Source organism: Pseudomonas sp. Y5-11, assembly GCF_022368695.1.
Lineage (GTDB): Bacteria > Pseudomonadota > Gammaproteobacteria > Pseudomonadales > Pseudomonadaceae > Aquipseudomonas > Aquipseudomonas parakoreensis.
In genome coordinates this window covers 4,864,389-4,886,197 of sequence record NZ_CP058974.1, presented here as the reverse complement: position 1 = coordinate 4,886,197, position 21,809 = coordinate 4,864,389, and the positions used below count along the sequence as shown (strand labels likewise).

23 protein-coding genes, 1 tRNA gene and 1 pseudogene are annotated in these 21,809 nt (G+C 58.5%); 12 read left to right on the top strand and 13 right to left on the bottom strand.

The window, feature by feature from the left end; translation table 11 throughout:
* Window positions 1–48: 48 nt before the first annotated feature.
* Together HXW87_RS21725 and HXW87_RS21720 are read right to left on the bottom strand one after the other, a co-directional pair.
* Window positions 49–264, bottom strand: a complete 216-nt coding sequence (locus tag HXW87_RS21725; RefSeq protein ID WP_239777728.1) for a hypothetical protein — start codon at window positions 262–264, stop codon at window positions 49–51.
* A 994-nt stretch (window positions 265–1,258) separates the two neighbouring features.
* Window positions 1,259–2,317, bottom strand: a complete 1,059-nt coding sequence (locus HXW87_RS21720) for a hypothetical protein (protein ID WP_239777727.1) — start codon at window positions 2,315–2,317, stop codon at window positions 1,259–1,261.
* Window positions 2,318–2,993: 676 nt separating this feature from the next.
* Between HXW87_RS21720 and HXW87_RS21715 the strand changes: the two genes are divergently transcribed.
* From HXW87_RS21715 to HXW87_RS21700, 4 genes are all read left to right on the top strand, one after another.
* Entirely contained in the window at window positions 2,994–3,356 is a 363-nt protein-coding gene (locus tag HXW87_RS21715; protein WP_239777726.1) for a DUF6124 family protein, read from the top strand.
* A gap of 440 nt (window positions 3,357–3,796) precedes the next feature.
* Window positions 3,797–5,731, top strand: a complete 1,935-nt coding sequence (locus HXW87_RS21710; protein WP_239777725.1) for a methyl-accepting chemotaxis protein — start codon at window positions 3,797–3,799, stop codon at window positions 5,729–5,731.
* Between the two features lie 209 nt (window positions 5,732–5,940).
* Entirely contained in the window at window positions 5,941–6,648 is a 708-nt protein-coding gene (locus tag HXW87_RS21705; protein ID WP_230679365.1) for an EAL domain-containing protein, read from the top strand.
* Between the two features lie 102 nt (window positions 6,649–6,750).
* Window positions 6,751–6,966 carry a hypothetical protein gene (locus tag HXW87_RS21700; protein ID WP_047293172.1) on the top strand — a complete coding sequence of 72 codons (216 nt, stop codon included), beginning with the start codon at window positions 6,751–6,753 and terminating at the stop codon, window positions 6,964–6,966.
* A 132-nt stretch (window positions 6,967–7,098) separates the two neighbouring features.
* Here the strand turns inward: HXW87_RS21700 and HXW87_RS21695 are convergent, their stop codons facing one another.
* From HXW87_RS21695 to HXW87_RS21670, 6 genes are all read right to left on the bottom strand, one after another.
* On the bottom strand, window positions 7,099–7,884 hold the full coding sequence (locus HXW87_RS21695) for a transporter substrate-binding domain-containing protein (protein WP_239777724.1): 786 nt from the start codon (window positions 7,882–7,884) through the stop codon (window positions 7,099–7,101).
* A 58-nt stretch (window positions 7,885–7,942) separates the two neighbouring features.
* Window positions 7,943–8,812, bottom strand: a complete 870-nt coding sequence (gene copD / locus HXW87_RS21690) for a copper homeostasis membrane protein CopD (protein WP_239777723.1) — start codon at window positions 8,810–8,812, stop codon at window positions 7,943–7,945.
* A 3-nt stretch (window positions 8,813–8,815) separates the two neighbouring features.
* Window positions 8,816–9,190, bottom strand: coding sequence for a copper homeostasis periplasmic binding protein CopC (gene copC / locus HXW87_RS21685; RefSeq protein WP_239777722.1), 375 nt, complete (start codon window positions 9,188–9,190; stop codon window positions 8,816–8,818).
* Between the two features lie 30 nt (window positions 9,191–9,220).
* On the bottom strand, window positions 9,221–10,087 hold the full coding sequence (locus HXW87_RS21680; RefSeq protein WP_041066328.1) for a copper resistance protein B: 867 nt from the start codon (window positions 10,085–10,087) through the stop codon (window positions 9,221–9,223).
* 11 nt (window positions 10,088–10,098) lie between these two features.
* The gene (locus HXW87_RS21675) at window positions 10,099–11,805 is read right to left on the bottom strand and encodes a copper resistance system multicopper oxidase (RefSeq protein ID WP_239777721.1); all 1,707 of its coding nucleotides are present in this window, start codon (window positions 11,803–11,805) and stop codon (window positions 10,099–10,101) included.
* Between the two features lie 102 nt (window positions 11,806–11,907).
* The gene (locus HXW87_RS21670; protein ID WP_047293177.1) at window positions 11,908–12,378 is read right to left on the bottom strand and encodes a hypothetical protein; all 471 of its coding nucleotides are present in this window, start codon (window positions 12,376–12,378) and stop codon (window positions 11,908–11,910) included.
* Between the two features lie 165 nt (window positions 12,379–12,543).
* Between HXW87_RS21670 and HXW87_RS21665 the strand changes: the two genes are divergently transcribed.
* From HXW87_RS21665 to HXW87_RS21650, 4 genes and pseudogenes are all read left to right on the top strand, one after another.
* Window positions 12,544–13,209, top strand: a complete 666-nt coding sequence (locus HXW87_RS21665; RefSeq protein WP_027611510.1) for a ribonuclease T2 — start codon at window positions 12,544–12,546, stop codon at window positions 13,207–13,209.
* 135 nt (window positions 13,210–13,344) lie between these two features.
* Window positions 13,345–13,455: pseudogene (locus HXW87_RS21660) on the top strand (PAAR domain-containing protein); the annotation flags it as partial.
* A 147-nt stretch (window positions 13,456–13,602) separates the two neighbouring features.
* Window positions 13,603–14,127 carry a hypothetical protein gene (locus HXW87_RS21655; RefSeq protein ID WP_047293179.1) on the top strand — a complete coding sequence of 175 codons (525 nt, stop codon included), beginning with the start codon at window positions 13,603–13,605 and terminating at the stop codon, window positions 14,125–14,127.
* A 236-nt stretch (window positions 14,128–14,363) separates the two neighbouring features.
* Window positions 14,364–15,932 (top strand): sensor domain-containing diguanylate cyclase, encoded by a 1,569-nt coding sequence (locus HXW87_RS21650; RefSeq protein WP_239777720.1) that lies wholly within the window; start codon window positions 14,364–14,366, stop codon window positions 15,930–15,932.
* A 91-nt stretch (window positions 15,933–16,023) separates the two neighbouring features.
* Here the strand turns inward: HXW87_RS21650 and HXW87_RS21645 are convergent, their stop codons facing one another.
* Window positions 16,024–16,323, bottom strand: a complete 300-nt coding sequence (locus tag HXW87_RS21645; protein ID WP_047293181.1) for a hypothetical protein — start codon at window positions 16,321–16,323, stop codon at window positions 16,024–16,026.
* Window positions 16,324–16,552: 229 nt separating this feature from the next.
* Here HXW87_RS21645 and HXW87_RS21640 point away from each other — a divergent pair, with 229 nt between their 5' ends.
* Both HXW87_RS21640 and HXW87_RS21635 read left to right on the top strand, forming a co-directional pair.
* The gene (locus HXW87_RS21640) at window positions 16,553–17,347 is read left to right on the top strand and encodes an exodeoxyribonuclease III (protein ID WP_041065979.1); all 795 of its coding nucleotides are present in this window, start codon (window positions 16,553–16,555) and stop codon (window positions 17,345–17,347) included.
* A gap of 100 nt (window positions 17,348–17,447) precedes the next feature.
* Entirely contained in the window at window positions 17,448–18,275 is an 828-nt protein-coding gene (locus HXW87_RS21635; protein ID WP_239777719.1) for an arylamine N-acetyltransferase, read from the top strand.
* A gap of 2 nt (window positions 18,276–18,277) precedes the next feature.
* Here the strand turns inward: HXW87_RS21635 and HXW87_RS21630 are convergent, their stop codons facing one another.
* Together HXW87_RS21630 and HXW87_RS21625 are read right to left on the bottom strand one after the other, a co-directional pair.
* A complete protein-coding gene (locus tag HXW87_RS21630; protein ID WP_047293183.1) occupies window positions 18,278–18,610 on the bottom strand; it encodes a BrnA antitoxin family protein in 333 nt (110 codons plus the stop codon).
* Window positions 18,611–18,613: 3 nt separating this feature from the next.
* Window positions 18,614–18,898, bottom strand: coding sequence for a BrnT family toxin (locus HXW87_RS21625; protein WP_239777718.1), 285 nt, complete (start codon window positions 18,896–18,898; stop codon window positions 18,614–18,616).
* A gap of 253 nt (window positions 18,899–19,151) precedes the next feature.
* On the opposite strand from HXW87_RS21625, the gene HXW87_RS21620 reads away from it, so the two are divergent.
* Window positions 19,152–20,675 carry a nucleobase:cation symporter-2 family protein gene (locus HXW87_RS21620; RefSeq protein ID WP_239777717.1) on the top strand — a complete coding sequence of 508 codons (1,524 nt, stop codon included), beginning with the start codon at window positions 19,152–19,154 and terminating at the stop codon, window positions 20,673–20,675.
* Window positions 20,676–20,867: 192 nt separating this feature from the next.
* Here the strand turns inward: HXW87_RS21620 and HXW87_RS21615 are convergent.
* Window positions 20,868–20,943 (bottom strand) — tRNA-Asn (locus tag HXW87_RS21615).
* A gap of 219 nt (window positions 20,944–21,162) precedes the next feature.
* Here HXW87_RS21615 and HXW87_RS21610 point away from each other — a divergent pair.
* A complete protein-coding gene (locus HXW87_RS21610; protein ID WP_145595033.1) occupies window positions 21,163–21,393 on the top strand; it encodes a hypothetical protein in 231 nt (76 codons plus the stop codon).
* On the opposite strand, the gene HXW87_RS21605 is transcribed toward HXW87_RS21610, so the two are convergent.
* A complete protein-coding gene (locus HXW87_RS21605; RefSeq protein ID WP_047293188.1) occupies window positions 21,390–21,590 on the bottom strand; it encodes a hypothetical protein in 201 nt (66 codons plus the stop codon). The two genes, HXW87_RS21610 and HXW87_RS21605, sit on opposite strands and share 4 nt — an antisense overlap.
* Between the last annotated feature and the right edge of the window lie 219 nt (window positions 21,591–21,809).

Below are 21,809 nucleotides of genomic sequence, written 5' to 3'. Positions count from 1 at the left end.
GTTGACCACCGGCGACCTTTAGCATCCACAGAGAGGACGGGTCACGAGCTAGTCCTTTTCAAGGTTTCTTAATCGTGCCAAGCCCTGATTGATAAACCCCGCATTCTCCCCAATTCGCTCAAGTGCCACGCGGGCATTCTCCCCCTCGGTCTTGTATCCCTGTTGCTCGACCAACAGCACTAACTCCATCAGCGCGGCTTCAAGCCCAAGCTGGTTTTCGTACATTTTTTCGAGGACGACGGAAAGGGAGTATTCGCTGGCCATGTATTCGACTCCATTCGGAAAGCAGAAAGCATAGCAGGGTGCTTGGGAGGCTCATTTCAGTCCGAGGCTGGGAAAAAGGTAATTTTGGTAAGCCGGTGCGAAAAATTGGCTGCAGCCCTTATAGACCGTGGCTTTGAGGTATTACCTTTGAAGGTAATATTTGGTAAGGCCGGAGGTAATATTTCTCCAAGCGCCTGATTTTAAAGGGTTTTGTAGGTGGGTGAAATTACTACGACTAAGGGTAATTTTCTAACCTTCCTATTACCCTATTATTACCTTTGCCAGATCAATCTAACCTACTGAATTTATTTGGTTTTTATGGATTTTAAAAAGAAAATTACCAAAATTACCTTTTTCCCAGGGGTCAACCTGAAAACGGGTGAAGCGCAGACGCGGCCATTCGCTGGTCTTTCATGCGCGCGGTTCTAACTCTCACGAAGCGCGCCTGAGCCGACGATAGACAGTGCCAGGATTGGAGCCGAGAACCGCTGCTTAAAATTTGCTAATGCAATCGGCAGAGGGGATGGGACGAGAAAGGAGAAGAACAGAGCTGGTACGCAACTGGTACGCGGGTTGGGGACGAGGCGTTTGGGCCTTTATCTGCGGGAGGTAGAGGAAGGGTCAGTTCGATCCATCATCGGGGCGACGGAGAAGCGGCGGGAGAGTGGGGCGGGTGTGGCGGAGATAGGGGACATTGGCGGTTCTGGATTGGGTGGGGCTGGGAGGTGGGGGAGTTTATCAGGAATGGGGGAGGACGGGTTTGGGGGCTGGTAGATGTCTGTGCTTGGAAAAAACTGGATCAGCATCGGGGAATGCTTGGTAGTAAATAAATCTGACCCCTTTTTCGAGGATGCACTTACTACCACCAACTGAGCATGGTGATGACTGGAATTCGCTTGAATTTGTGAAATAGTGGTTGGTAAGGGAAACCGGGCACTCGTTATCAAATTGGAATACGAATGCCCTTGTGCGACTAAAGGCAGGCAGAATCTTTTTAAGATGGGAGATGTAATAAATAGTATGCGTAATTTCCCGCGACCCCGAGAGCTATGGCCGATGCAACTGAAATTAATCTTTTCGCCAGCTTGAATTTTTCCTTTTTCTCTTCGCATTCTTTTTCTGAGGAGTCTTTTTTTGTTAAAAGAATGTGCGATTTTTTTGTGGTATCAAATCCAAATAAAATTACAGCTGAAATTGCCATGCTGCAAACCATGCTTAATAGTTTGTATCCTGTTCCGATAGTATGAAGTTGGTTGCTAGGCTGGAGTATTGTCAAAGCTAAGTTTAGTTTTTCATCAATGCTTAATGATGTGAATGAATTGCCGTTTGGCAAGGCCTTCAGAAAGAACTCTGCTACTTCTTTTTGGCGAATGAGCTCTTCGATGTAGCCGGGTAAGAATATCCCTGCCATTAAACAAGTTATTCCGAGGATGGATGTTATTGTATTGTGGTATTTATCAAGGAATGTTTCAGGTTTAAAGCATGCCTCAATTTCGCGAATAAGTAGCGCACTAATATCATCACCCCATGTTCTCTCTGTATGAGCCACGGTAAACGATGCTAGACCACCGGTAAGCTCTGGGATTCGACCGAGTATCGCACCTGGACGTGAAATCAAAACAGAGGGGTCTGATACAAAGCGAACTGAAATCTCTTGTTTTTCAGGAGATGGTTTTCCTGGAAAAATAACTAAATAAGTCCAAGTTAATACGATGCTTTCAGTAGTGGTGATTCTAGTTTCGTTAAAGTGTGCGAAGCCTTTAGCTGTCGTAATTGTCCTGTCGGGTGCGTTGTGATAGCTGATTGTCGCTGAGAAGTCAACTAAGGATGACTTTGCTTGAAGTTTTATACGTTGATCTATTAGGTGGTGTAGGTTTAGCAACCATTCGTGATCAATTACAAAAGAACCGGCTTTTTGCCCGTTTATCGTTTCTCTTTGACCTAGAAGGCTAGTAATAAAGTCTCCAAAATCTTTTTTCTTAATTGGCACTTGTATGAACTGATCGTCGGAATCATCATCAGATAAAATTAGATTTATATCATTGCCTGCCATGGTTATTGTCCCTGTGTTAAGAGTTGTTTGTAAAAAATCGCGATTTAGGAGCAGGACGTTGATGACCTGGTGGAGGCATTTTGCCATGAAGAGATGAGGGTGAGTAGCAAAGGATAAAAATCGGGACCGGTGACTGGTACAGAATTGGTAAGTAGGAATTACATATCCTGAATATTTCCAGTTTTTAAGGGGTTAGCGTAAGTCAGTCCAGTCCACCAATGGAGCGACGTACAGCGCTGGAAAAAGGATCGTATTTGCTCTCTGCACTAGTGACGTTATCCCGAACAATCAGCGTATTTTTGAAGCTTTTTTTGAGTGAAAAAGCGCCTGTTTAAATGAGGCCTATCTTTGCAGTCCTGCTCCTACAACACCTTGCGCCTCCCCCTACACCTAAGACAGAATCCGCCGGCTTGTGCGTCTAGACCGTGGGTTCTATCGTCCCTGTGTCACTGCAAATCAGTGATCGGGTTTGGTAGCCCGCTTCGTTTCTAGACTCATGGCATCACCGTGTGCAGTCCTTTCTCGGGGCTCCGATTTCATGGTGGTCATGCGTGGGGCTCATTCGTGGGCGCCGGGTTCTAGTGCGACCGGTCTACCAACCCGCGTATGGCCGCCACCTATCGTTTGGTAGCGAGGGTGATGGCTCCTTTTAGTATTCGCACTAGAGGCTCCATCCATGTTCAAACCAACACCCAACCCACCCGAATCCAACCCCGCATCCCCCTACGAATCCCTCGATTCCCGCAAACTCCACGAAGCCGCCGAGCGCGCCCTTGATCACTACTTCACCCCGGCCAGCCAGATCATGGCCAGCGGTGATCAATCCAGACCGATGTTCCTCGCCAACCCGGCCTACGACACCGAATCCCTGCTCGCCAATGCCAGCGAGTCCTTGGGTTCCGCCACCACCATGCTCAACGATTTCGCCGCGTTGCTGGATGTCTCGCACCGCAAGACGCTGCTGGGCATTGCGCAGGTGGTGATGTTGGGGGAGTTGGCGGTGAATCAGGCGCTGGATAACGTCGAGCTCAAAGCGTAGATCGCTGCCCTCCGTGGCAAGCGGCGGGGTCGCGGAGGGCGCTCAGTCGATGCGCAAAACAACCGCCGAAATGGCAGGTTTCAGCCTGATTTCGCAGCAGTAGCGATGTGCCACAAAAAATGATGGCAATGCGTCATCACAGGCTCAAAAAAGTTCAACGATTATACAAAAATATAAAGTTGTACAACTTTTCCCAAAATTTATAGCATCCGTTCCAACACCTTTGCTGAAACGATAAATCCAGCGCAAACCCTGGATTTGTCCGCTGGTGCGTGCGCCGTCGGTACGGTTCTTCGCGTCAGTCTGTTGCAGCCGGGACAGTTGGAGCTGTCCGCCATTTGCTCAGGATGACGCCCCCGAATATGAGCGGTAACTCCGGTTATCAGAGATCTACTTTTTGTGCCTGACGTTGAATCGCGTCAGGGCGTTAGAGGCTGAACATGGCAGAAGCATCGAATTTCCTGGGCAACATCAAGGTTTCCCGAAAGTTGGGGGCCGGGTTTGGCGTTCTGTTGCTGGCGGTGGGGGCGGTGGCCTTCATTGGCTACAGCAGCAGCAATGTGTTGGTGGATCGCCTGGACACCACGCGTCTGATCGGCAGGCTCAACGATGCGTCGCAGGACATGCGGTTGTCGGAGAAGCAGTACGAAGCGGCGGCCGATGCGGCGTTTGCCGAGGCTTATCAGTCGCGGCTGACGGTGTTGCAAGGGCTGATCGCCAAGGCCTTGCAGACCCTGACGCGGGCGGAAAACCAGCAGGCCTTGAAGCGTTTGCAGGACACCACGCTGGTTTACGATCAGCAGGTCAAGCGTCTGGTCGAGGCGGACAAGGCGACCAGCGATGCGCTGAAACCGTTGGGAGCGATGTCGGACAAGTACGCCGAGACCTTCAACAGGTTGTTCGAGAGCGCCGCGGCCAGTGCGTTGGCGTCAGCCGACAGTGCGCGAGTGGCGGACTTGCGCACGGTGGCGGATCTGCGCAATGGCATGACGATGTTTCGTCTGATGCTGCGGCGTTATATCGCGGTGCCAAGTGAGGCCAACAAGAAGGTGCTGCTGGACACCACCGATACGTTTCTGACGGACATCAGCAAGGCGCGCAGCGGGTTGCCGGCGGCCCTGTCGAGTCAGCTTGAAGAGGCGCAGGCCGGGATCCGGCGTTATCGCGAGGTGCTGGTGGATGTTGCCGCGCTGTTCGAGCAGAAGCAGAGCCTGCGCCAGCAGGTGGATCAACAGAGCCAGGCGATGGACAGCATCATGACCGGGCTGATGGACACCCAGCAGCGTCTGGCGCGGGACGATCAACATCGTGCCTTTATTCAGATTGCCGTGCTGACCGTGCTGGCGCTGGTGGTTGGTCTGTTGGCTGCAGTGCTTATTTCGCGGCAGATCACCGGGCCGCTGGCGCTGACGGTGGAACTGGCGCGGCGGATTGCCAAGGGCGATCTGACGGTGCAAGCCAAATCCAGCCGCAAGGATGAGTTGGGCGATCTGCAAAACGCGATGCAGGACATGGCGCAAAGTCTGAACACGCTGGTGCAGGGGATCGGTAACGGCGTGACGCATATTTCGACGTCGGCCGAGAAGCTTTCGGCGATGAGCGAGCAGACCAGCGCCGGTGTGCGCCAGCAGAAGGTCGAGGTCGATCAGGTCGCCACGGCGATGCACGAAATGGCCTCGACGGTGCAGGAGGTCGCGCGCAACACCACCGACGCGTCCGCCGCCGCAACTCTGGCCGATCAGCAGGCACGTCACGGCAGCGCGGTGGTCAAGCAGGCGACTGTGCAGATCAGCGAACTGTCGGTGGCAATCGAGGACCTGGGCGCGGCGATGAACGTGCTGTCCCAGGACAGTGAGCAGATCGGCAAGGTCATCGATGTGATCAAGGCTGTCGCCGAGCAGACCAACCTGTTGGCGCTGAACGCGGCGATTGAAGCGGCGCGGGCGGGGGAGCAGGGCCGTGGTTTCGCGGTGGTTGCCGATGAAGTGCGCTCGCTGGCGCAGCGCACCCAGGATTCGACCAAGGAAATCGAAGCGCTGATTGTCACCTTGCAGCAGGGCACGCAAGCGGCCTCTACACTGATGACATCCAGCCGCGAACGCACGCTGGACACCGTGGTGCTGGCGCAGAAGGCCGAGCAGGCGATCACCGAGATCAACCAGTCGATCGGTACGATCCAGCAAATGAGCCTGCAGATTTCCGCCGCCGCCGAGCAGCAAAGTGCGGTGGCCGATGAGATCAATCGCAGCATCGTCAGCGTGCGCGATGTGGCTGATCAGTCGGCCGTCGCCAGCGAAGAAAGTGCTGCCGCGACCCTTGAGCTGGTGTCGCTGGGGCAGGACTTGCAACGCATGACGGCGCATTTCCGCACCTGATGGCATTTCGCAATGAACTTGGCCGGAATTGACCGGTCAGCCTGTATAAGCGGGGGGGCGCCACGCGGCGCCACCCGGTCCGTGCAGTGATTTTTTTCTGGGCCATGGATGGTTGCAACCCGCTCTCAGGGGGCGTCATGACCAATACACCCATTTTCCCCCAGCCCAGCGGGGGGTGCCAAGGCTGCCGGCAAAAAGGCGAGGCCGACATGGCGTTCTCCTTCGCGTTCCAGCCGATTGTCGATGTGCGTGATCAATCGACTTTCGCCCACGAGGCGTTGGTCCGGGGCGTGCAGGGCGAAGGGGCGCTGTCGGTGCTGCAGCAGGTCGATGACCAGAACCGCTATCGCTTCGATCAACTGTGCCGCGTGCGGGCAATCTCCACCGCCGCGCAGCTGGGCCTCACCGGTTTTCTCTCGATCAACTTCCTGCCCAACGCGGTTTATCGCCCGGACCTGTGCATCCGCAGCACGCTGGAGGCGGCGCGTGCGCATGCGTTTCCGCTCGAGCGGCTGATCTTCGAAGCGGTCGAGGGTGAGCACGTTGAAAGCAACAAGCACTTGATGAATATCTTGCGCGAGTACCGCGAGTTTGGCTTCAAGACCGCCATCGATGACTTCGGTGCGGGGTATTCCGGGTTGAATCTGCTGGCGGACTTTCAACCGGATCTGATCAAACTGGACATGGCGCTGATACGCGGTATTCACCGCGACCGCGTACGTCAGGCAATTGTGCGGGGCGTGGTGGGCATGTGTACCGAACTGGGGATCGAGGTGATTGCCGAGGGCATCGAGCACCCGGAGGAGCGGGATTTCCTCGCTGACTGCGGGATTTATCTGATGCAGGGATTCTGGTTCGCCAAACCGGCGTTCGAGGCGATGGCGCAGATTCCGGCCGGGGCGTGGCGGGCGGTGTGATGCGAAGCTGAACCCGTGCTGTCGATCAGCCAGGTTTCATCTTGCCGGGTGCGGTGAACGCCTAGGATGCTTGCACAAGATCATCCCAAGGGGAGCCTTTCCATGCGCGCCGCTGTCGTCAAAGTGCTGTTGATCGCTGCAACTGTTTCGGTATTGAGTGCCTGTTCGGGCGCCGGTGGCTTGACCACCACCAGTTGTTTTTCTGCGGATTGTCAGTCGCCCGAAGGGCGCAGTCATGCCACGACCCTGAAGTTTGGCGGCAACAGCATTGGCAGCAGCTTGAATCAGTACAGCTCCGGGATGTTGCATGATGATTGATCAAAATCGAGGCTGAACCTGTGGCAAGGGAGCTTGCTCCCGCTGCGGCGCGAAGCGGCGCCTCAAAAGAAGGCCTGCTGCGCAGTCCAGCGGGAGCAAGCTCCCTCGCCACAACTGTTTGTGCCTGGACGATTACTGCGGCACTGCCAGCCACTCACCAATGACCTTCTGATAGCTGCCAGTGACTTTGCTCAAATGCAGCCACTGATCGACGTACAGCTTCCAGCTGATGTCATCGCGCGGCAGCAGATAAGCCTTTTCCCCGTACTGCATGTATTGGTGCGGATTCACCGCACACAACCCCGGTTTGAGTTTCTGCTGATACAGCGCTTCCGAGGCGTCGGTGATCATCACGTCGGCCTGGTTGTCGAGCAGTTGCTGGAAGATCGTCACGTTGTCGTGCAGGGCCAGTCGGGCCTTGGGCAGGAAGGCGTGGACGAAGGCTTCGTTGGTACCGCCGGCCGGTTCCACCAGACGTACGTCTGGCTGGTTGATCTGCTCGATGGTCTGGTATTTGGCTTGGTCGGCGCAGCGCACCAGCGGGATCTTGCCGTCGCTGTCGAGGGTGTTGCTGAAGAAGGCTTTTTTCTGCCGTTCCAGCGTCACCGAAATGCCGCCCATGCCGATGTCGCACTTGCCGGCCTGCATGTCCGGCATCAGGGTTTTCCAGGTGGTCTGCACCCACTCGACTTTGACCCCGAGGCTGTCGGCCAGCGAGCGCGCCATGGCGATGTCGATGCCTTCAAATTCGCCGTCGGCGCGCTTGAAGGTGTAGGGCTTGTAGTCGCCGGTGGTGCAGACGCGCAGTTGGCCTTGTTGCTGGATGCTGTCGAGGTGCGAAATGGCTTCCTGGGCTTGCACACCTGCGGCCAGGGTCAGCGCGCCGCAAAGGATCATCGTGCTTTTTAGAATAGTCATGAACATCGGGCTTCTGCAGAGGACGGTGAGCCAGTGTAGTGAAAGGCCTTCGCGGGTGTCATCCCGCGTCCGGACTCAACGTGCCGAGCCACGCCACCACCGCCACGATCAGCAGGGCCATGCCCAGTTCCAGCAGCACACTGCGCCTGAGTGCGTTCGCCGCGATGACGTGCTGTCCATCGCGTAGCGATCGCTCCAGTGCCGGCCCAAGGTGGAAGCGGTTCAGCGCGGCCAATACCAGCATCCCGGCAAACAGCACGACCTTGATCGCCAGCAATACGCCGTAAGTGCCGAGCAGCACGTCATCCAGCCTCGGGCCGACGATGAACAAGTAATTCACCACGCCGCTCACTGAGAGCGTCAGCACAATCGTCGCGCCGACCCATTCGAAGCGTTTCACCGCCTCGGCCAGCAGGCGAATCCGCGCTTCATCCACGCGACCCCGCGCCAGCAGCACCAGCGCCAGCATCCCCCCCAACCACGCACCCGCCGCCAGCAGATGCAGGATGTCGCTGAGGAAATGCCAGACCCGCAGCGAGCCCTCGTCCATGGCCCCGTGCCCACTCCACGCAAGGGAGCTGAGGACAACCGCGCCGGCCGTCGACGCGAGCCACTTCCCCGGCTGAATCAGCACCACGATCAGCGCAATCATGCGCAGCGCCCACGCCAGCCCGACGTCCGTTTCCAGCAGCATCATCTGCAGATGCGGCCAGAGCGCGGCGAGTTCGGTTTCGCCACTCATGGTGCTTGTCATCAGCACCAGTCCAGCCACTGACAGCAGTGCCCCGATCAACGCCAGTCCACGCAGCATCGGGCCAGAGCGCAGGTCGGCGTTGGCGCTGTACAGCGTAAACAACCCCACCCCGAACAACAGCAGCAAATCCACATACAACGCCAGGCGCAGAATGATGTTGATCAGTTCAGCCATCGCTCACTTCACTTTGAACGTGACGTTGCCGGTGATCGGGTGCGTGTCTGACGACACCGCACGCCACTCGACCTGGTAGGTGCCGGCGGGCAACGGCGCGAGCGGGGTGACGAGCATGGATTTCGGGTCGCTGCCAGCGCTGACTCTCGCCTTCATCGGCATCGGTGAATGGGCCATGCCGGGCATCTCGGTCATCACCAGTTTGGCGCCGGAGAACCGGGTCAACAGGTTTTCGGAAAAGTGCAGCTCGATCTTGTCCGGCGCTGCGCCGTCAGCACCTTCGGCCGGGGTTGATGACAGCAGTTTCGGGTGGGCCTGGGCGAGGGTGCTCAAGAGCAATCCGCTGGCGAGTGCCAAGATGATATTCAATGTGCGCATGCAAGACTCCGGGTTGTTTTTTAATGGGATTCAAAACCACAGCCGCACACCGAGCACGAGGCGTGCTTCGCTGCGACTTTCGCCTTCTTCGCGGGCGTAATCGGCGGTGTTGCCGTAGGTGCGGTTCCACGTCACGCCGAGGTACGGCGCGAATTCGCGGCGGATTTCGTAGCGCAGGCGCAGGCCGGCTTCAGTGTTCGACAGGCCGGAACCGAGGCCCCGTTGCGGGTCGTTTTTGCCGTAGACGTTGAGTTCGGCGGTGGGCTGCAGGATCAGCCGGTTGGTCAGCAGAATGTCGTAGTCGCCTTCCAGCCGCAGCGCGCTTTGTCCGCCCTCACCGAGAAACGCCGTGGCCTCGGCTTCGAAGTTGTACAGCGCCATGCCCTGCAGACCGAACGCGGCCCAGGTTTGTGCGGCGCCGGGTTTGAAGTCCTGACGCACGCCGCTGACCACGTCCCACCACGGCGAAATCGCATGGCCCCACAATGCCTGGAGTTCGGCGTCCTCGGTCTTGCCGTTGCTGCGTTCGCCTTCGGAGCGCAGCCACAGGCGATCGATGTCGCCGCCGATCCAGCCGGACAGATCCCAGGCCAAAGCGCTGCCGTCATCGGCGTTTTGCCACTCAAGTTTGTCGGCAAGGAAGTAGCTGTTGATCGCGCTGTCATGCACCTGATGGCCGCCGGGGCTGGCGAACACGGCGGCGCGGTCGGCGTCGGTCAGCACCGGGATCGGCGTGCGGCTTTCAGTGGGTGCGGCCGGCTGCATCATGCCGTCGTCCATGCTTTGCATCGAGTGATCCATACCAGGCATCTGGCTGTGATCCATGCCTTGCATGTCGTTGGCAGCCATGACGGAGGCGCTGATGAACAGCACGGAGAACGCTGCAAGTCGAGTCATCATCAGCCCCTTCATTCTTCCACCCGCACTTCGCGGAACATGCCCGTTTCCATGTGATAAAGCAGATGGCAGTGATAGGCCCAGCGGCCCAATGCATCGGCCGTGACCCGGTAGCTGCGACGGGTACCGGGAGGCATGTCGATGGTGTGTTTGCGCACCTGGAAGTTGCCGTTTTCGTCTTCCAGATCGCTCCACATACCGTGCAGGTGGATGGGGTGGGTCATCATCGTGTCGTTGACCAGCACCAGACGGATGCGCTCGCCGTACTTGAGGCGCAGCGGTTCGGCGTCGGAGAACTTGATGCCGTTGAACGACCAGGCGAACTTCTCCATGTGCCCGGTCAGGTGCAGCTCGATCGTACGCCCGGGATCGCGGCCGTCCGGGTCGTCAAAAGTGCTGCGCAGGTCGGCGTAAGCCAGCACGCGACGACCGTTGTTGCGCAGCCCGAGGCCGGGGTCGTCGAGTTTCGGTGTGGGGGTCATGGCTTGCATGTCCACCAGCGGATTGTCTTTTTCGCTGGCGGGGTGCGATTGCATCGGGCCCATCGCCGAGTGGTCCATGCCCGCCATGTCGCTCATGTCCATCGAGCCGTGGTCCATGCCACCCATGCCCATGTCGTCCATGCTCACCAATGGGCGCGAATCCAGCGCTGGCACCGGGGCCGTCAGACCGGCGCGGGACGCGAGGGTGGCGCGGGCGTAACCGCTGCGGTCCATGGCCTGGGCGAACAGGGTATAAGCGTCGGCGGCGGGTTCGACGATCACGTCGTAGGTTTCCGCCACCGCGATGCGCAGTTCATCGACCCTGACCGGTTTGACGTGCAAACCGTCCGCTGCCACCACGGTCATTTTCAGCCCGGGTATGCGCACGTCGAAGTAGGTCATGGCCGAGCCGTTGATCAGGCGCAGGCGCAGTTTTTCGCCGGGGCGAAACAGGCCGGTCCAATTCGAGTCAGGAGCGTGGCCGTTGATCAGGAAGGTGTAGGTGGCGCCACTGACGTCGGCGATGTCGGTGGGGTTCATCTTCATTTGCGCCCACATCGTGCGGTCGGCGACGGTGGCACTCCAGCCTTTGTCGCTGACGTCGTCGATAAAATCTCTGACGGTGCGCTTGTGGTAGTTGTAGTAATCGGACTGCTTTTTCAGGGTTTTCAGCAGGCTGGCCGGGTCATCGTCGGTCCAGTCGCTGAGCATCACCACGTAGTCACGGTCGTAGTGGAACGGCTCCGGTTCTTTCGCATCGATCACCAACGGCCCGTAGACCCCGGCCTGTTCCTGCAAGCCGGAGTGGCTGTGATACCAGTAAGTGCCGTGCTGCCGCACCTTGAACTGGTAAACATACACGCCACCCGGTTCGATGCCGTGAAAACTCAGACCCGGCACGCCGTCCATGTTGGCCGGCAGCAGGATGCCGTGCCAGTGAATCGAAGTGCTGTCCTTGAGCCGATTACGCACCCGCAGCGTCACCGTGTCGCCTTCGCGCCAGCGCAACAGCGGACCGGGCAGGCTGCCATTGATGGTCAGCGCAGTGCGCGGGCTGCCGGTGAAGTTGACCGGGGTTTCGCCGATGAACAGCTCGAACTCGCTGCCGCTCAGCTCATTGATCTGCCCTGGCCCGCTCAGCGCCCAGACCGGCGCGCGCCACAGACCGAGGCCGCCGAGCAGGCCACTGGCGGCGAGGCCTTTGACGAAGGTGCGTCTTGAAGTGTTGGAAGGCATGCGCTGGAAGTCCCCGTTTGAAACATGACGGGGAGGCTAACCAGCGCTGGCTTTCAGTTGGCTGAGGGCGGGATTACAGTTTTGACAGTTTGACCGTTCCCGTTACAGGCCGAGCCCTTCCTGCACCACCTGCAACAGATTGTTCTCGGTCAGCGCAATCGCATCCAGCTCCTGTCCGGTTTCCACCGTTTGCAACCACCAATGGCTTTCATGATGTTCATCGACGGTGCGCAGCAGGGAGGTGTTGCGGTCCGGCAGGGTGATCTGTACGCGGCCGGCGCCGTCCTCGGTAAACCGGGCGATGGGATCAAAGGTCAGGGTTTGCTGGTTGGCTTCGATCACCAGTTGGTCGATCGCATAATCGTGGCTTTCGCCATCAGGTGAGCTTTCGCAAACGTGGGTCGGGTTGCGGCGGATTTTCAGGCCGACTTCGGTGACGGGCTGCAGCCAGGCCTCGATGCGGTGGTACAGGTCATAGACCTGCGCCGGCCAGCAATCGATCTCCAGCGCGGCATCCGCGTGGGTGTGCCGGGTTTGCTTGAGTTTGGCGGCGAGTTCGTCTGCTTTACTCATTTCGGATCCCTTGGTTTGATGTCTGCCTGTTAATCGTAGACCTTTCAACGGCGTACGGTCTTGCCTTGCGTCATGCGCTTGCAACACAAGCATGGCGAAATCAGCGCTGGCCAAGTCTGGTCAGCATCAAAAACCACGGACGCAGGCGTCCCAAGGAGCGGGTACATGAAAAAGCTGTTTACAATTCTGGCGCTGATCGCGCTGACGGCCGGTAGCATCGGTCTGAGTTCGGCGCGTCAGTCGAACGCCAGCAAGGTGCAAACGGAAGCAGTGGCGGGGCAGTTCGATTACTACCTGCTGACGCTGTCCTGGTCGCCGACCTTTTGCCTCACTCACAAAGATGACGTGCAATGTTCCGGCAAGGGTTATGGCTTCGTGCTGCACGGTTTGTGGCCGCAATACGCCAATGGCGGCTGGCCGGAATCCTGCCCACCCTTGACCACGCTGTCGGCGGCGGAAACCACCAAAGGTCTTACGCTGTTCCCGACCAAAAAACTGCTTGATCACGAATGGTCCAAGCACGGCACTTGCAGCGGTCTGGGCGCGATGGGCTATCTGGATGAGGCGGACAAAGCGGTGGGCGCGGTGAAGATCCCGCAAGAGCTGCAGCCGTTCAGTTCCTCTTATTATTTCGAAGCCCAGGAAATCGCCGACCTGTTCCGCAAGGCCAACCCGGGCATCCCGGCCAATGGCATCGCGGTGATCTGCAGCGGCCCGGAACTCTCGGAAGTGCGGGTGTGCATGGGCAAGGATCTGCAGTTCGGTGCTTGCGGCAAGGGCGTGAAGACCCAGTGCCGAGCGGGGGATATTCGGGTGCCGCCGTCGCGTTGATGTGAGTGGTTTGCACGAATGAAAAAGGCGCCTCGATCGGGCGCCTTTTTTTGCCTGGAGGTTTGAAGCAACCTGGAAATTCACGCATGCTTGCGCCCCCAATAGGATGACCCGCAACACGGCAAGGAGCTGTTCATGAGCGGAAAACCCGCCGCCCGCGTCACCGATCCGACCGCCTGCCCACTCCCGGGACATGGCACCAATCCGATTGCCAGTGGCTCGCCGAACGTGAATTTCGACGGATTGGTGAAAAGTGGCTTATCTCCTTTGGCCCTTCATTAAACGTCAATGTAGACACAAATTATGCAAATGCTTTGGGGTTGTTTACTGCCCGTATCGCCGGGGCAAGCCGGCAGGCGATATGCTTTTTGACTCAATCATGAAGGAGTTTCCATGATGTACAGGCTACTCCTTTGCGTTTTACTCGCTATTTGCTCTGGTTGTGCGAAGAACCACGTAAAGCCTCCCGCAAACCTGAGCTTCGAGTCTGTGGAAAGAGAAAAGTCGCTGCTATACGTCATCCGGTATCAGTCGGACGTTGATGTGTTGGATCTTTTTGATCGCGGAGAGCGAGTTGGGGTGATTTCGGGCATGCTTCATTGTGCATTGGCGGATGATCATGATTTCTCAGTAGGCAAAGCCATACAGTTTTCCGCCACCGGTTTGATACGCTCGGAAAAAAATGAAAACAACAAGGCCAAGTTTTCCTATCTCACTCGCGCATTCTTGAGTGAAACTTCAAGCAACCGGAGTTCTGAAAGAAATCTCTCGGTGGCAGAGCTGAATCAACTCCTCGCCAACAAACAACAAATCCCCTGCAAAGTCGTCGTCACCGCGTACGGCTATAAACCCTACTACTCAAACACCATGAACCTGCCGGTCGCGGATCTACTGCGGGAAATCAACAAACCCCGATAGCTGCCACTGGTGCCCTGCGCGAATGCCCTGCGCAGATACGCGAGGGCGATCACCTGCAAAACGACCTCTGAAAATAAATCGCGGCGCGGCGTTCATCCAAATCCCTCGCGCGCCGATACAACGGGGCGGGCGTGTGTTGGCGCGGCGGGTTTGCCGTGCGCATCCCGGTGGGCTACGCTCACAAAAAGTAAGGGTTTCGGGCTGCGGCCCCTGTCGTACCTGCCCAGGACACGTTTTTGCCAATCCCCATTCACGAACCGCATCAAACTCCCGGCACGCTTAAACGCCTGCCGTTGCGCAAGGCGGCAGCGCTGTTCATCGTTGCGGTGTGCCTGTGCCTGTCCGGCTTGCTTTATTTGCAGCTGGAGCAGACGCGGCGTCAGGATCTGGCGAACGCGCAGGTTGCCTCCACCAACTTGACCCGAGCCATGGCGCAGCAGGCCGAAGACACGTTTCTGGCTGCCGATCTGGTGCTCACCAGTCTCGCCGACTGGGTCGAGGACGATGGTTATGGCGCCGCGCAGCGACCACGCCTGCAAAAAACCTTTGCCCGCCGGGTGCAGCAACTGGAACAGTTGCACGGCATGTTCCTGTTCGACCGCGAGGGGCAGTGGGTGATTACCTCGTTCCCGGACCTGCCTCGTGGCAACGGCGTGGCCGACCGCGAGTACTTCAGGTTTCACCAACAGAATGTTTCTACCGTGGCGCACATCGGCCCGGCGATCCGCAGTCGGGAAAATGGTGAGTGGATCATTCCGATCTCGAAGCGCATCAATGACCGCGCCGGCAACTTTCAGGGCGTGCTGATGGCCGGGATCAAGATGGCGTACTTCGACCGCTTCTTCAAAAGCTTCAGCCTCGATGATAGCGGCATCATGTTTCTCGGCCTCAAGGACGGCACCTTGCTGGCGCGGCGGCCGTTTGACGAAAGCCTGATCGGCTCGTCGCTGGCGCGGGGCAAGATCTATCAGAAACTGCTGCCTGAAGCACCGGCCGGTACGGCGATGATCAGATCAGTGGTCGACGGCGTGGTGCGTTTATATGGCTACCGGCAGTTGGCGGCTTACCCGCTGGTGGTCGCGTCCGCCTCTTCGCGCGACACGATTCTCAAGGGTTGGTCCGAGCGGGCCTTTCAGTCCAGCGTGATTGTGGCGCTGGTGATTCTCGGCGTCGGCCTGTTCGGCTGGGTGTTCATTCATCAGGTGCGTGACGGTGAGCGTATCGAGAAAAACCTGCGCAAGGCACAGCGCGCACTGGAGCAGATTGCGACTCATGACAGCCTGACCGGGCTGGCGAACCGGCGGCTGTTCGAGCAATCGCTGGACATCGAATTCGCCCGCGGTGCACGGCAGTCGAGTCCGGTCGGCCTGATCATGCTCGATATCGATTTCTTCAAACGCTACAACGATGCCTACGGCCATGTGGCGGGGGATCATTGCCTGACCCAGGTGGCCCAGGTGCTGAAGAACAGTTGCCAGCGCAAGGCTGACTTGGCAGTACGGTACGGTGGCGAAGAGTTCGCGGTGCTGCTGCCGGACACTGACATCAACGGCACGCTGGCGATTGCCGGGCAGATCCGCCGCAGCGTGATGGACAAGCGCATCACCCACAGCGGTTCGCCGACCGGCTACCTCACGGTGAGCCTGGGTTGTTATGCGTTTGTGCCCAGCGGCAACGACAGCGTGGAAGAATTTATCCAGCGTGCCGACGCGGCGTTGTATCAGGCGAAAAACGCCGGGCGCAATCGTGCGGCGGTGTTGTCGCTGGAATCGGAGTTTGCCGAGTTGATGCGTTCGGATCGCTAAAGGCCCGCCCCTGATCTGTGGCGAGGAGCCAGGTTCCCGCGCCACAGATTGTTGGCGTTATGCCGGATCACCAGCGGTCACGCTTGTTCGTTCAGCTCCCGGTGCCACCGCCGGCACCGCCGGTTCCGCCGCCGGCCGAACCGGTGCCGCCACCCGCCCCCGAACCAGAACCCATGGTGCCACTGTTAGTGCCCGTACCCTTGCCGGCGCCATCGGTACTGTCGCCGTTTTTCGGTGCTCCGGGATTGGTGTTGGGGGGCATGTTGGTGCCACTTGTCGCACCGGATTGGGTGCCTGAGGAATCTGCCCCGTCATTGGCAGCAAAGGCGCCGAGCGACGCGGAGGTCAACAGCCCGGCGAGCAACAGCGAAGTCAGTTTGCGCGATGTCATGGTACGTCTCCAGAAAGGGTCGGTTACCTGACTTTGGTCTGACGGCCCTGAACGTTGGTGCCACCTGGCTGACGAGCGGTTGCGACCTGAGCTTTACTGAGCATGCGGCAGGTCGCGGCAATCAGGCCAGAGGTGAGCGCCTGTTGCGCGGCAGGCGGTTGATCCGATGCAACCAGCGGCGCCGCCACCGGGTCACAATTGTCATACCTTGTTCGCCGGAGCCTGGACGATGAAAAACCTGCGGATTGCCACCTTCAACGTCAACGGTTTGCGCGCGCGGTTACCGAACCTGCTGCAATGGCTCAAGCGCGAACAGCCGGACATCGCCTGCCTGCAGGAGCTCAAGTCGGTGGACAGTGCATTTCCGGCTGCCGAACTCGAAGCGGCGGGTTACGGCGCGATCTGGCACGGTCAGGCGTCATGGAACGGCGTGGCGATCCTCGCTCGCGATGCGCAGCCGCTGGAAAGCCGTCGTGGTCTGCCGGGCGATCCCGACGACAAGCACAGTCGTTATCTGGAGGCGGCGGTGCACGGCGTGCTGGTCGGCTGCCTGTACTTGCCCAACGGCAATCCGCAGCCGGGGCCGAAGTTCGATTACAAACTGGCCTGGTTCGAACGCCTGATCCGCTACGCCAAGGATCTGCAAAGCAGCGATCATCCGGTGGTGCTGGCCGGCGATTACAACGTGGTGCCCACCGACATGGACATCTATAACACCCGTTCCTGGCTCAAGGATGCGCTGCTGCAGCCCGAAAGCCGCGAGTGTTATCAACGGCTGCTCGATCAGGGCTGGACTGATTCGCTGCGTCATCTGTATCCCGAGGATCGCCTCTACACGTTCTGGGATTACTTCCGCCAGCATTGGCAAACCAACTCCGGTCTGCGCATTGACCATCTGCTGCTCAACCCGGCACTCAGCCCTTACCTGCACGAGGCCGGGGTCGACGCCTGGGTGCGCAACGAACCGCACGCCAGCGACCATGCACCGACCTGGATTCGTATCGGTTCGCGCAAGCGGCGGTAGCGCTGATTGGCGAAATCAATTGTCGGAGTCGGGGCCTGATCCCGTATACCTGTCGGCCAGCGGCACAGCGATCCGCGGCCACATGCAAAAGGACTGAGCAATGAGCGAGCCACGTCTGGCGAATCCGACGTTGTACCTGCAACGCCTGGGATTCGATGCCCCACCGGCACCGACCCTGGAAACCCTGCGGCAGCTGCAGTTACGCCACACCGGCGTCTTCCCCTTCGAGAACCTGTCGACGATCACGGGCGCGCCGGTGCTGATCGATCTGGCGTCGGTCGAACAGAAAGTTCTCCACGGAGGCCGGGGTGGTTACTGCTACGAACTGAACAATCTGTTTCTGGCGTTGTTGCAGGAATTGGGCTTCGAGGCCCGTGGCATCTCCGGCCGTGTGGTGCTGGCGCAACCCGAGGGCACCTGGACGGCGCGCACCCATCGCTTGAGCCTGGTGATCATCGACGGCGAGCGTTACATCACCGATGTCGGCTTTGGCGGCATGGTGCCGACTGCGCCGCTGTTGCTCGATACCGAGGCTGAACAGCCGACGCCGCACGAGTCCTATCGCATCGAGAAACAGGCCGACGGTTACATGCTGCGCGCCAATGTCGCAGGCGAGTGGCGCGCGATGTACCTGTTTGATCTGCAACGCCAGGAAGACATCGATTACACCCTCGGCAACTGGTACGTCTCGACCCATCCCGAGTCACCGTTCGCCAAACGGCTGATGGTTGCACGCACTGGCGATGGCTGGCGACGGACCCTGAACAACGGCAGCTTCGCGATTCATCACATGGGCGCCGACAGCGAGCGGCGCGAGGTGGCGGATGTCGATGAGTTGATCGAGGTGCTGGAGCTGGAGTTCGGCCTGAGCTTGCCTGACCAGCCGCATGTGCGTCAGTCGCTGGCGCGGATGCTCGTACCGGCCTGATCTCAAGGCTTTGCCTCCGGTTCCAGTACCCGGCGGATTTCACCGACCGCCGCCGACAGCTTTTTTTCCAGGCTCTTGAGGTCGGCGGCGGTGATGCCTTTCTTGAATTGCCCGGAGTGGGGCGGCTCGGCCTCCTGCGTTTTGCTGCCAGCCTCCAGCAGGGCATGGCGCAGGGTGTTGTTGATCACCGTCTGATAACCGAAGCCTTCGTTTTCCGCCACGTTGCGGGCGGCTTCGATGACCGCGTCATCGAGCATGATGGTGATGCGGGTCTTGCCCTTGGCGGGCGCCAAGGCACCGCGCTTGCCCTGCGAGAAATCGTATTCGTCTTTCATTGTTCAAGCCTCCAGAAAGTAAGCGCAACGCTCGCTCGGTGTGGCGACACGTGCAGAAATGATTCGTACGACGTTGGCTTCGCGATAACTGTACGCAACCACCAGCAAACGCCCTTTGCCATCAAGGCCGAGGGTGATCCAGCGCTGTTCGTCATGGTCGTTGTCCTCGATCTTCAGTGCGCGCTCGTCGTGAAAGACCGGCTCGGTCTCGGCAAGGCTGACGCCCCTGTGCTTGAGTTTGTTGGCTGCGTTCTTGCTTTTGTCGTACTGAATTTCGAATGACTTCATTATGCATACTTTATATGTATAAAAAAGGGCGCCAATGCACCGCTGGTCGCCATGAATAATTCAGCCTAGTGCGATAAGAACCGGGGGCAGGAGGGGATGTGTTGCCGGATTTGTGGGAGCTAGAGGTGGCGAGATAGAAGCTTGGGTGGCTACCTATCCATTATGTGACTGATAAGTTGTATACAACTCTATGGACATTTGTCCCGAGTATTGAATACAGTGTGCGCATAACAAAAACCAGGGAACCCCCCACATGAAAACGCCCCATGTTTCACACCAACGGCCCGAGGACGAAAATCTCGGGGTCGGCGCGAATATGGCTTACGGCCTGCAACATGTTCTGACCATGTACGGCGGTATCGTTGCGGTGCCACTGATCATTGGCCAAGCGGCCGGGCTGTCGCCGGCGGACATTGGTTTGTTGATTGCTGCTTCATTGTTTGCGGGGGGGCTGGCGACACTGCTGCAAACCCTGGGTCTACCGTTTTTTGGCTGTCAGTTGCCGCTGGTGCAGGGCGTGTCGTTCTCCGGTGTGGCGACCATGGTCGCGATCGTCAGCAGTGGCGGGGAGGGCGGCTTCCAGTCGGTGCTGGGCGCGGTGATTGCCGCGTCGTTGATCGGCTTGCTGATTACGCCGGTGTTCTCGCGAATCACCAAGTTTTTCCCTCCGCTGGTCACCGGCATCGTGATCACCACCATCGGTCTGACGCTGATGCCGGTGGCGGCGCGCTGGGCCATGGGTGGCAACAGCCATGCGCCGGACTTCGGCAGCATGCAGAACATCGGGCTGGCGGCGGTCACGCTGGTGCTGGTGTTGTTGCTGAGCAAGGTCGGCAGTTCGACCATCTCGCGTCTGTCGATTCTGTTGGCCATGGTGATCGGCACGGTGCTGGCGGTATTCCTCGGCATGGCGGACTTCTCCGGTGTCGCTCAAGGACCGATGTTCGGCTTCCCGACGCCGTTCCACTTCGGCATGCCGACTTTCCACTTCGCCGCGATCCTGTCGATGTGCATCGTGGTCATGGTGACGCTGGTGGAAACCTCGGCGGACATTCTGGCGGTCGGTGAGATCATCGGCACTAAAGTCGACTCCAAACGCCTGGGCAACGGCTTGCGGGCGGACATGCTGTCGAGCATGTTTGCGCCAATCTTCGGATCGTTCACCCAAAGCGCCTTCGCGCAGAACGTCGGGCTGGTGGCAGTGACCGGGATCAAGAGCCGTTACGTGGTGGCCACCGGCGGTATCTTCCTGGTGATCCTTGGCCTGCTGCCGTTCATGGGTCGGGTGATTGCCGCAGTGCCGACCTCAGTGCTGGGCGGTGCCGGTATCGTGCTGTTCGGTACGGTGGCGGCGAGCGGCATCCGTACGCTGTCGAAGGTCGATTACCGCAACAACGTCAACCTGATCATCGTCGCGACCTCGATCGGCTTCGGCATGATCCCGATTGCCGCGCCGAACTTCTACGATCATTTCCCGAGCTGGTTCGCGACCATTTTCCACTCGGGCATCAGCTCGTCAGCAATCATGGCGATTGTGCTGAACCTGACCTTTAACCACTTCACCGCCGGTAACTCGGACCAGCAGTCAGTGTTTGCCGCTGCGGAAGAGCGGACCCTGCGTTATCGCGACCTGGCGGCGTTGCGTGAGGGTGACTACTTCAGCGACGGCAAGCTGCACGATTGCGACGGCAAAGAAGTGCCGGTGGTCGAGCCTGATGACCACGATCATGGGCATGGTACGCCGAAGACCCAGATGAAGAGCAGCGAACACGTTTGATCGCTGATTGGGTGAAAAAGGCCGAACTGTAGTTCGGCCTTTTCGTTTGAAGATCAAAAGATCGCAGCCTTCGGCAGCTCCTACATGTGGAATGCGTTCCCCTGTAGGAGCTGCCGAAGGCTGCGATCTTTTGATTTTTTCGAGCGCCCACAAAAAAGCCCCTGAATCTTTCAATTCAGGGGCTTTGCTATTTGGCTCCACAACCTGGACTCGAACCAGGGACCCAATGATTAACAGTCATTTGCTCTACCAACTGAGCTATTGCGGAATTGGTGCGTATGTTACTGATTCAAAAAGAGAAGTCAAGCAATGGATGTAAAATTTCAGGTGTAGGCAGGACGGACGGTGATTTGTCAGTGATTGGCGGTTACCAGAAAACCATCGGCGGTCTACCATGGGGCCCCGGAAGTGGTCACACGCGCTGCCGGCCATTCGCCGAAAAGGTACGCGCCATGAAGCCTGCAATCCGCAACAACGAGGTGCTCGCATGAGCATCGCGCAAATCAGTCTGCCCAAGGGCGTTGGCCCCCACGCCGAGAAACTCTTCGACGCAATCACTCAGGCCGGCACGGCTGAGGAACTCAATCGCGCTGGCGGCAAAGCCGAAGGTTTCGTGCTCGGCCTGGAAAGCACCAAGGCGATCAAAAGCCAGATCGCCGAATCGCTGTACGTCGTGTATGACGATGCCGCGAGTCAGCGCGCGAGCGAACTGGCTTAACTGCCGAAGGTAATCGTTCCGAGCAGTAATTTGGCGTACGCCGCGGTGGCCGCCAGTTGCACCAGCCACAGGGCGAGACCGCCGAGAAACACCCCGGCGGCGACTTGCAGCACCAGGCTTTTTTCGCGTCTGGCCGGGGCGCGGGGGATGAAGTCATCCAGGTCGTCACGGTCGGCGCGCAGGTTGTCGTTTTTCATTTGGGTTCTCACAGAATTCCTGGATGTATATGAAACCTGTGGGAGCGAGCCTGCTCGCGAATGCTGTCAGCCACCAACAATGGCGACTGACCCACCGCATTCGCGAGCAGGCTCGCTCCCACAATTCAGATTTGTATGCAGTTTAGAGGGAATGTTGCATTCCTTCGGACAAATAAAAAACGGGAAGCCCAAGGCTTCCCGTTTTTCATTGCCAGGCGA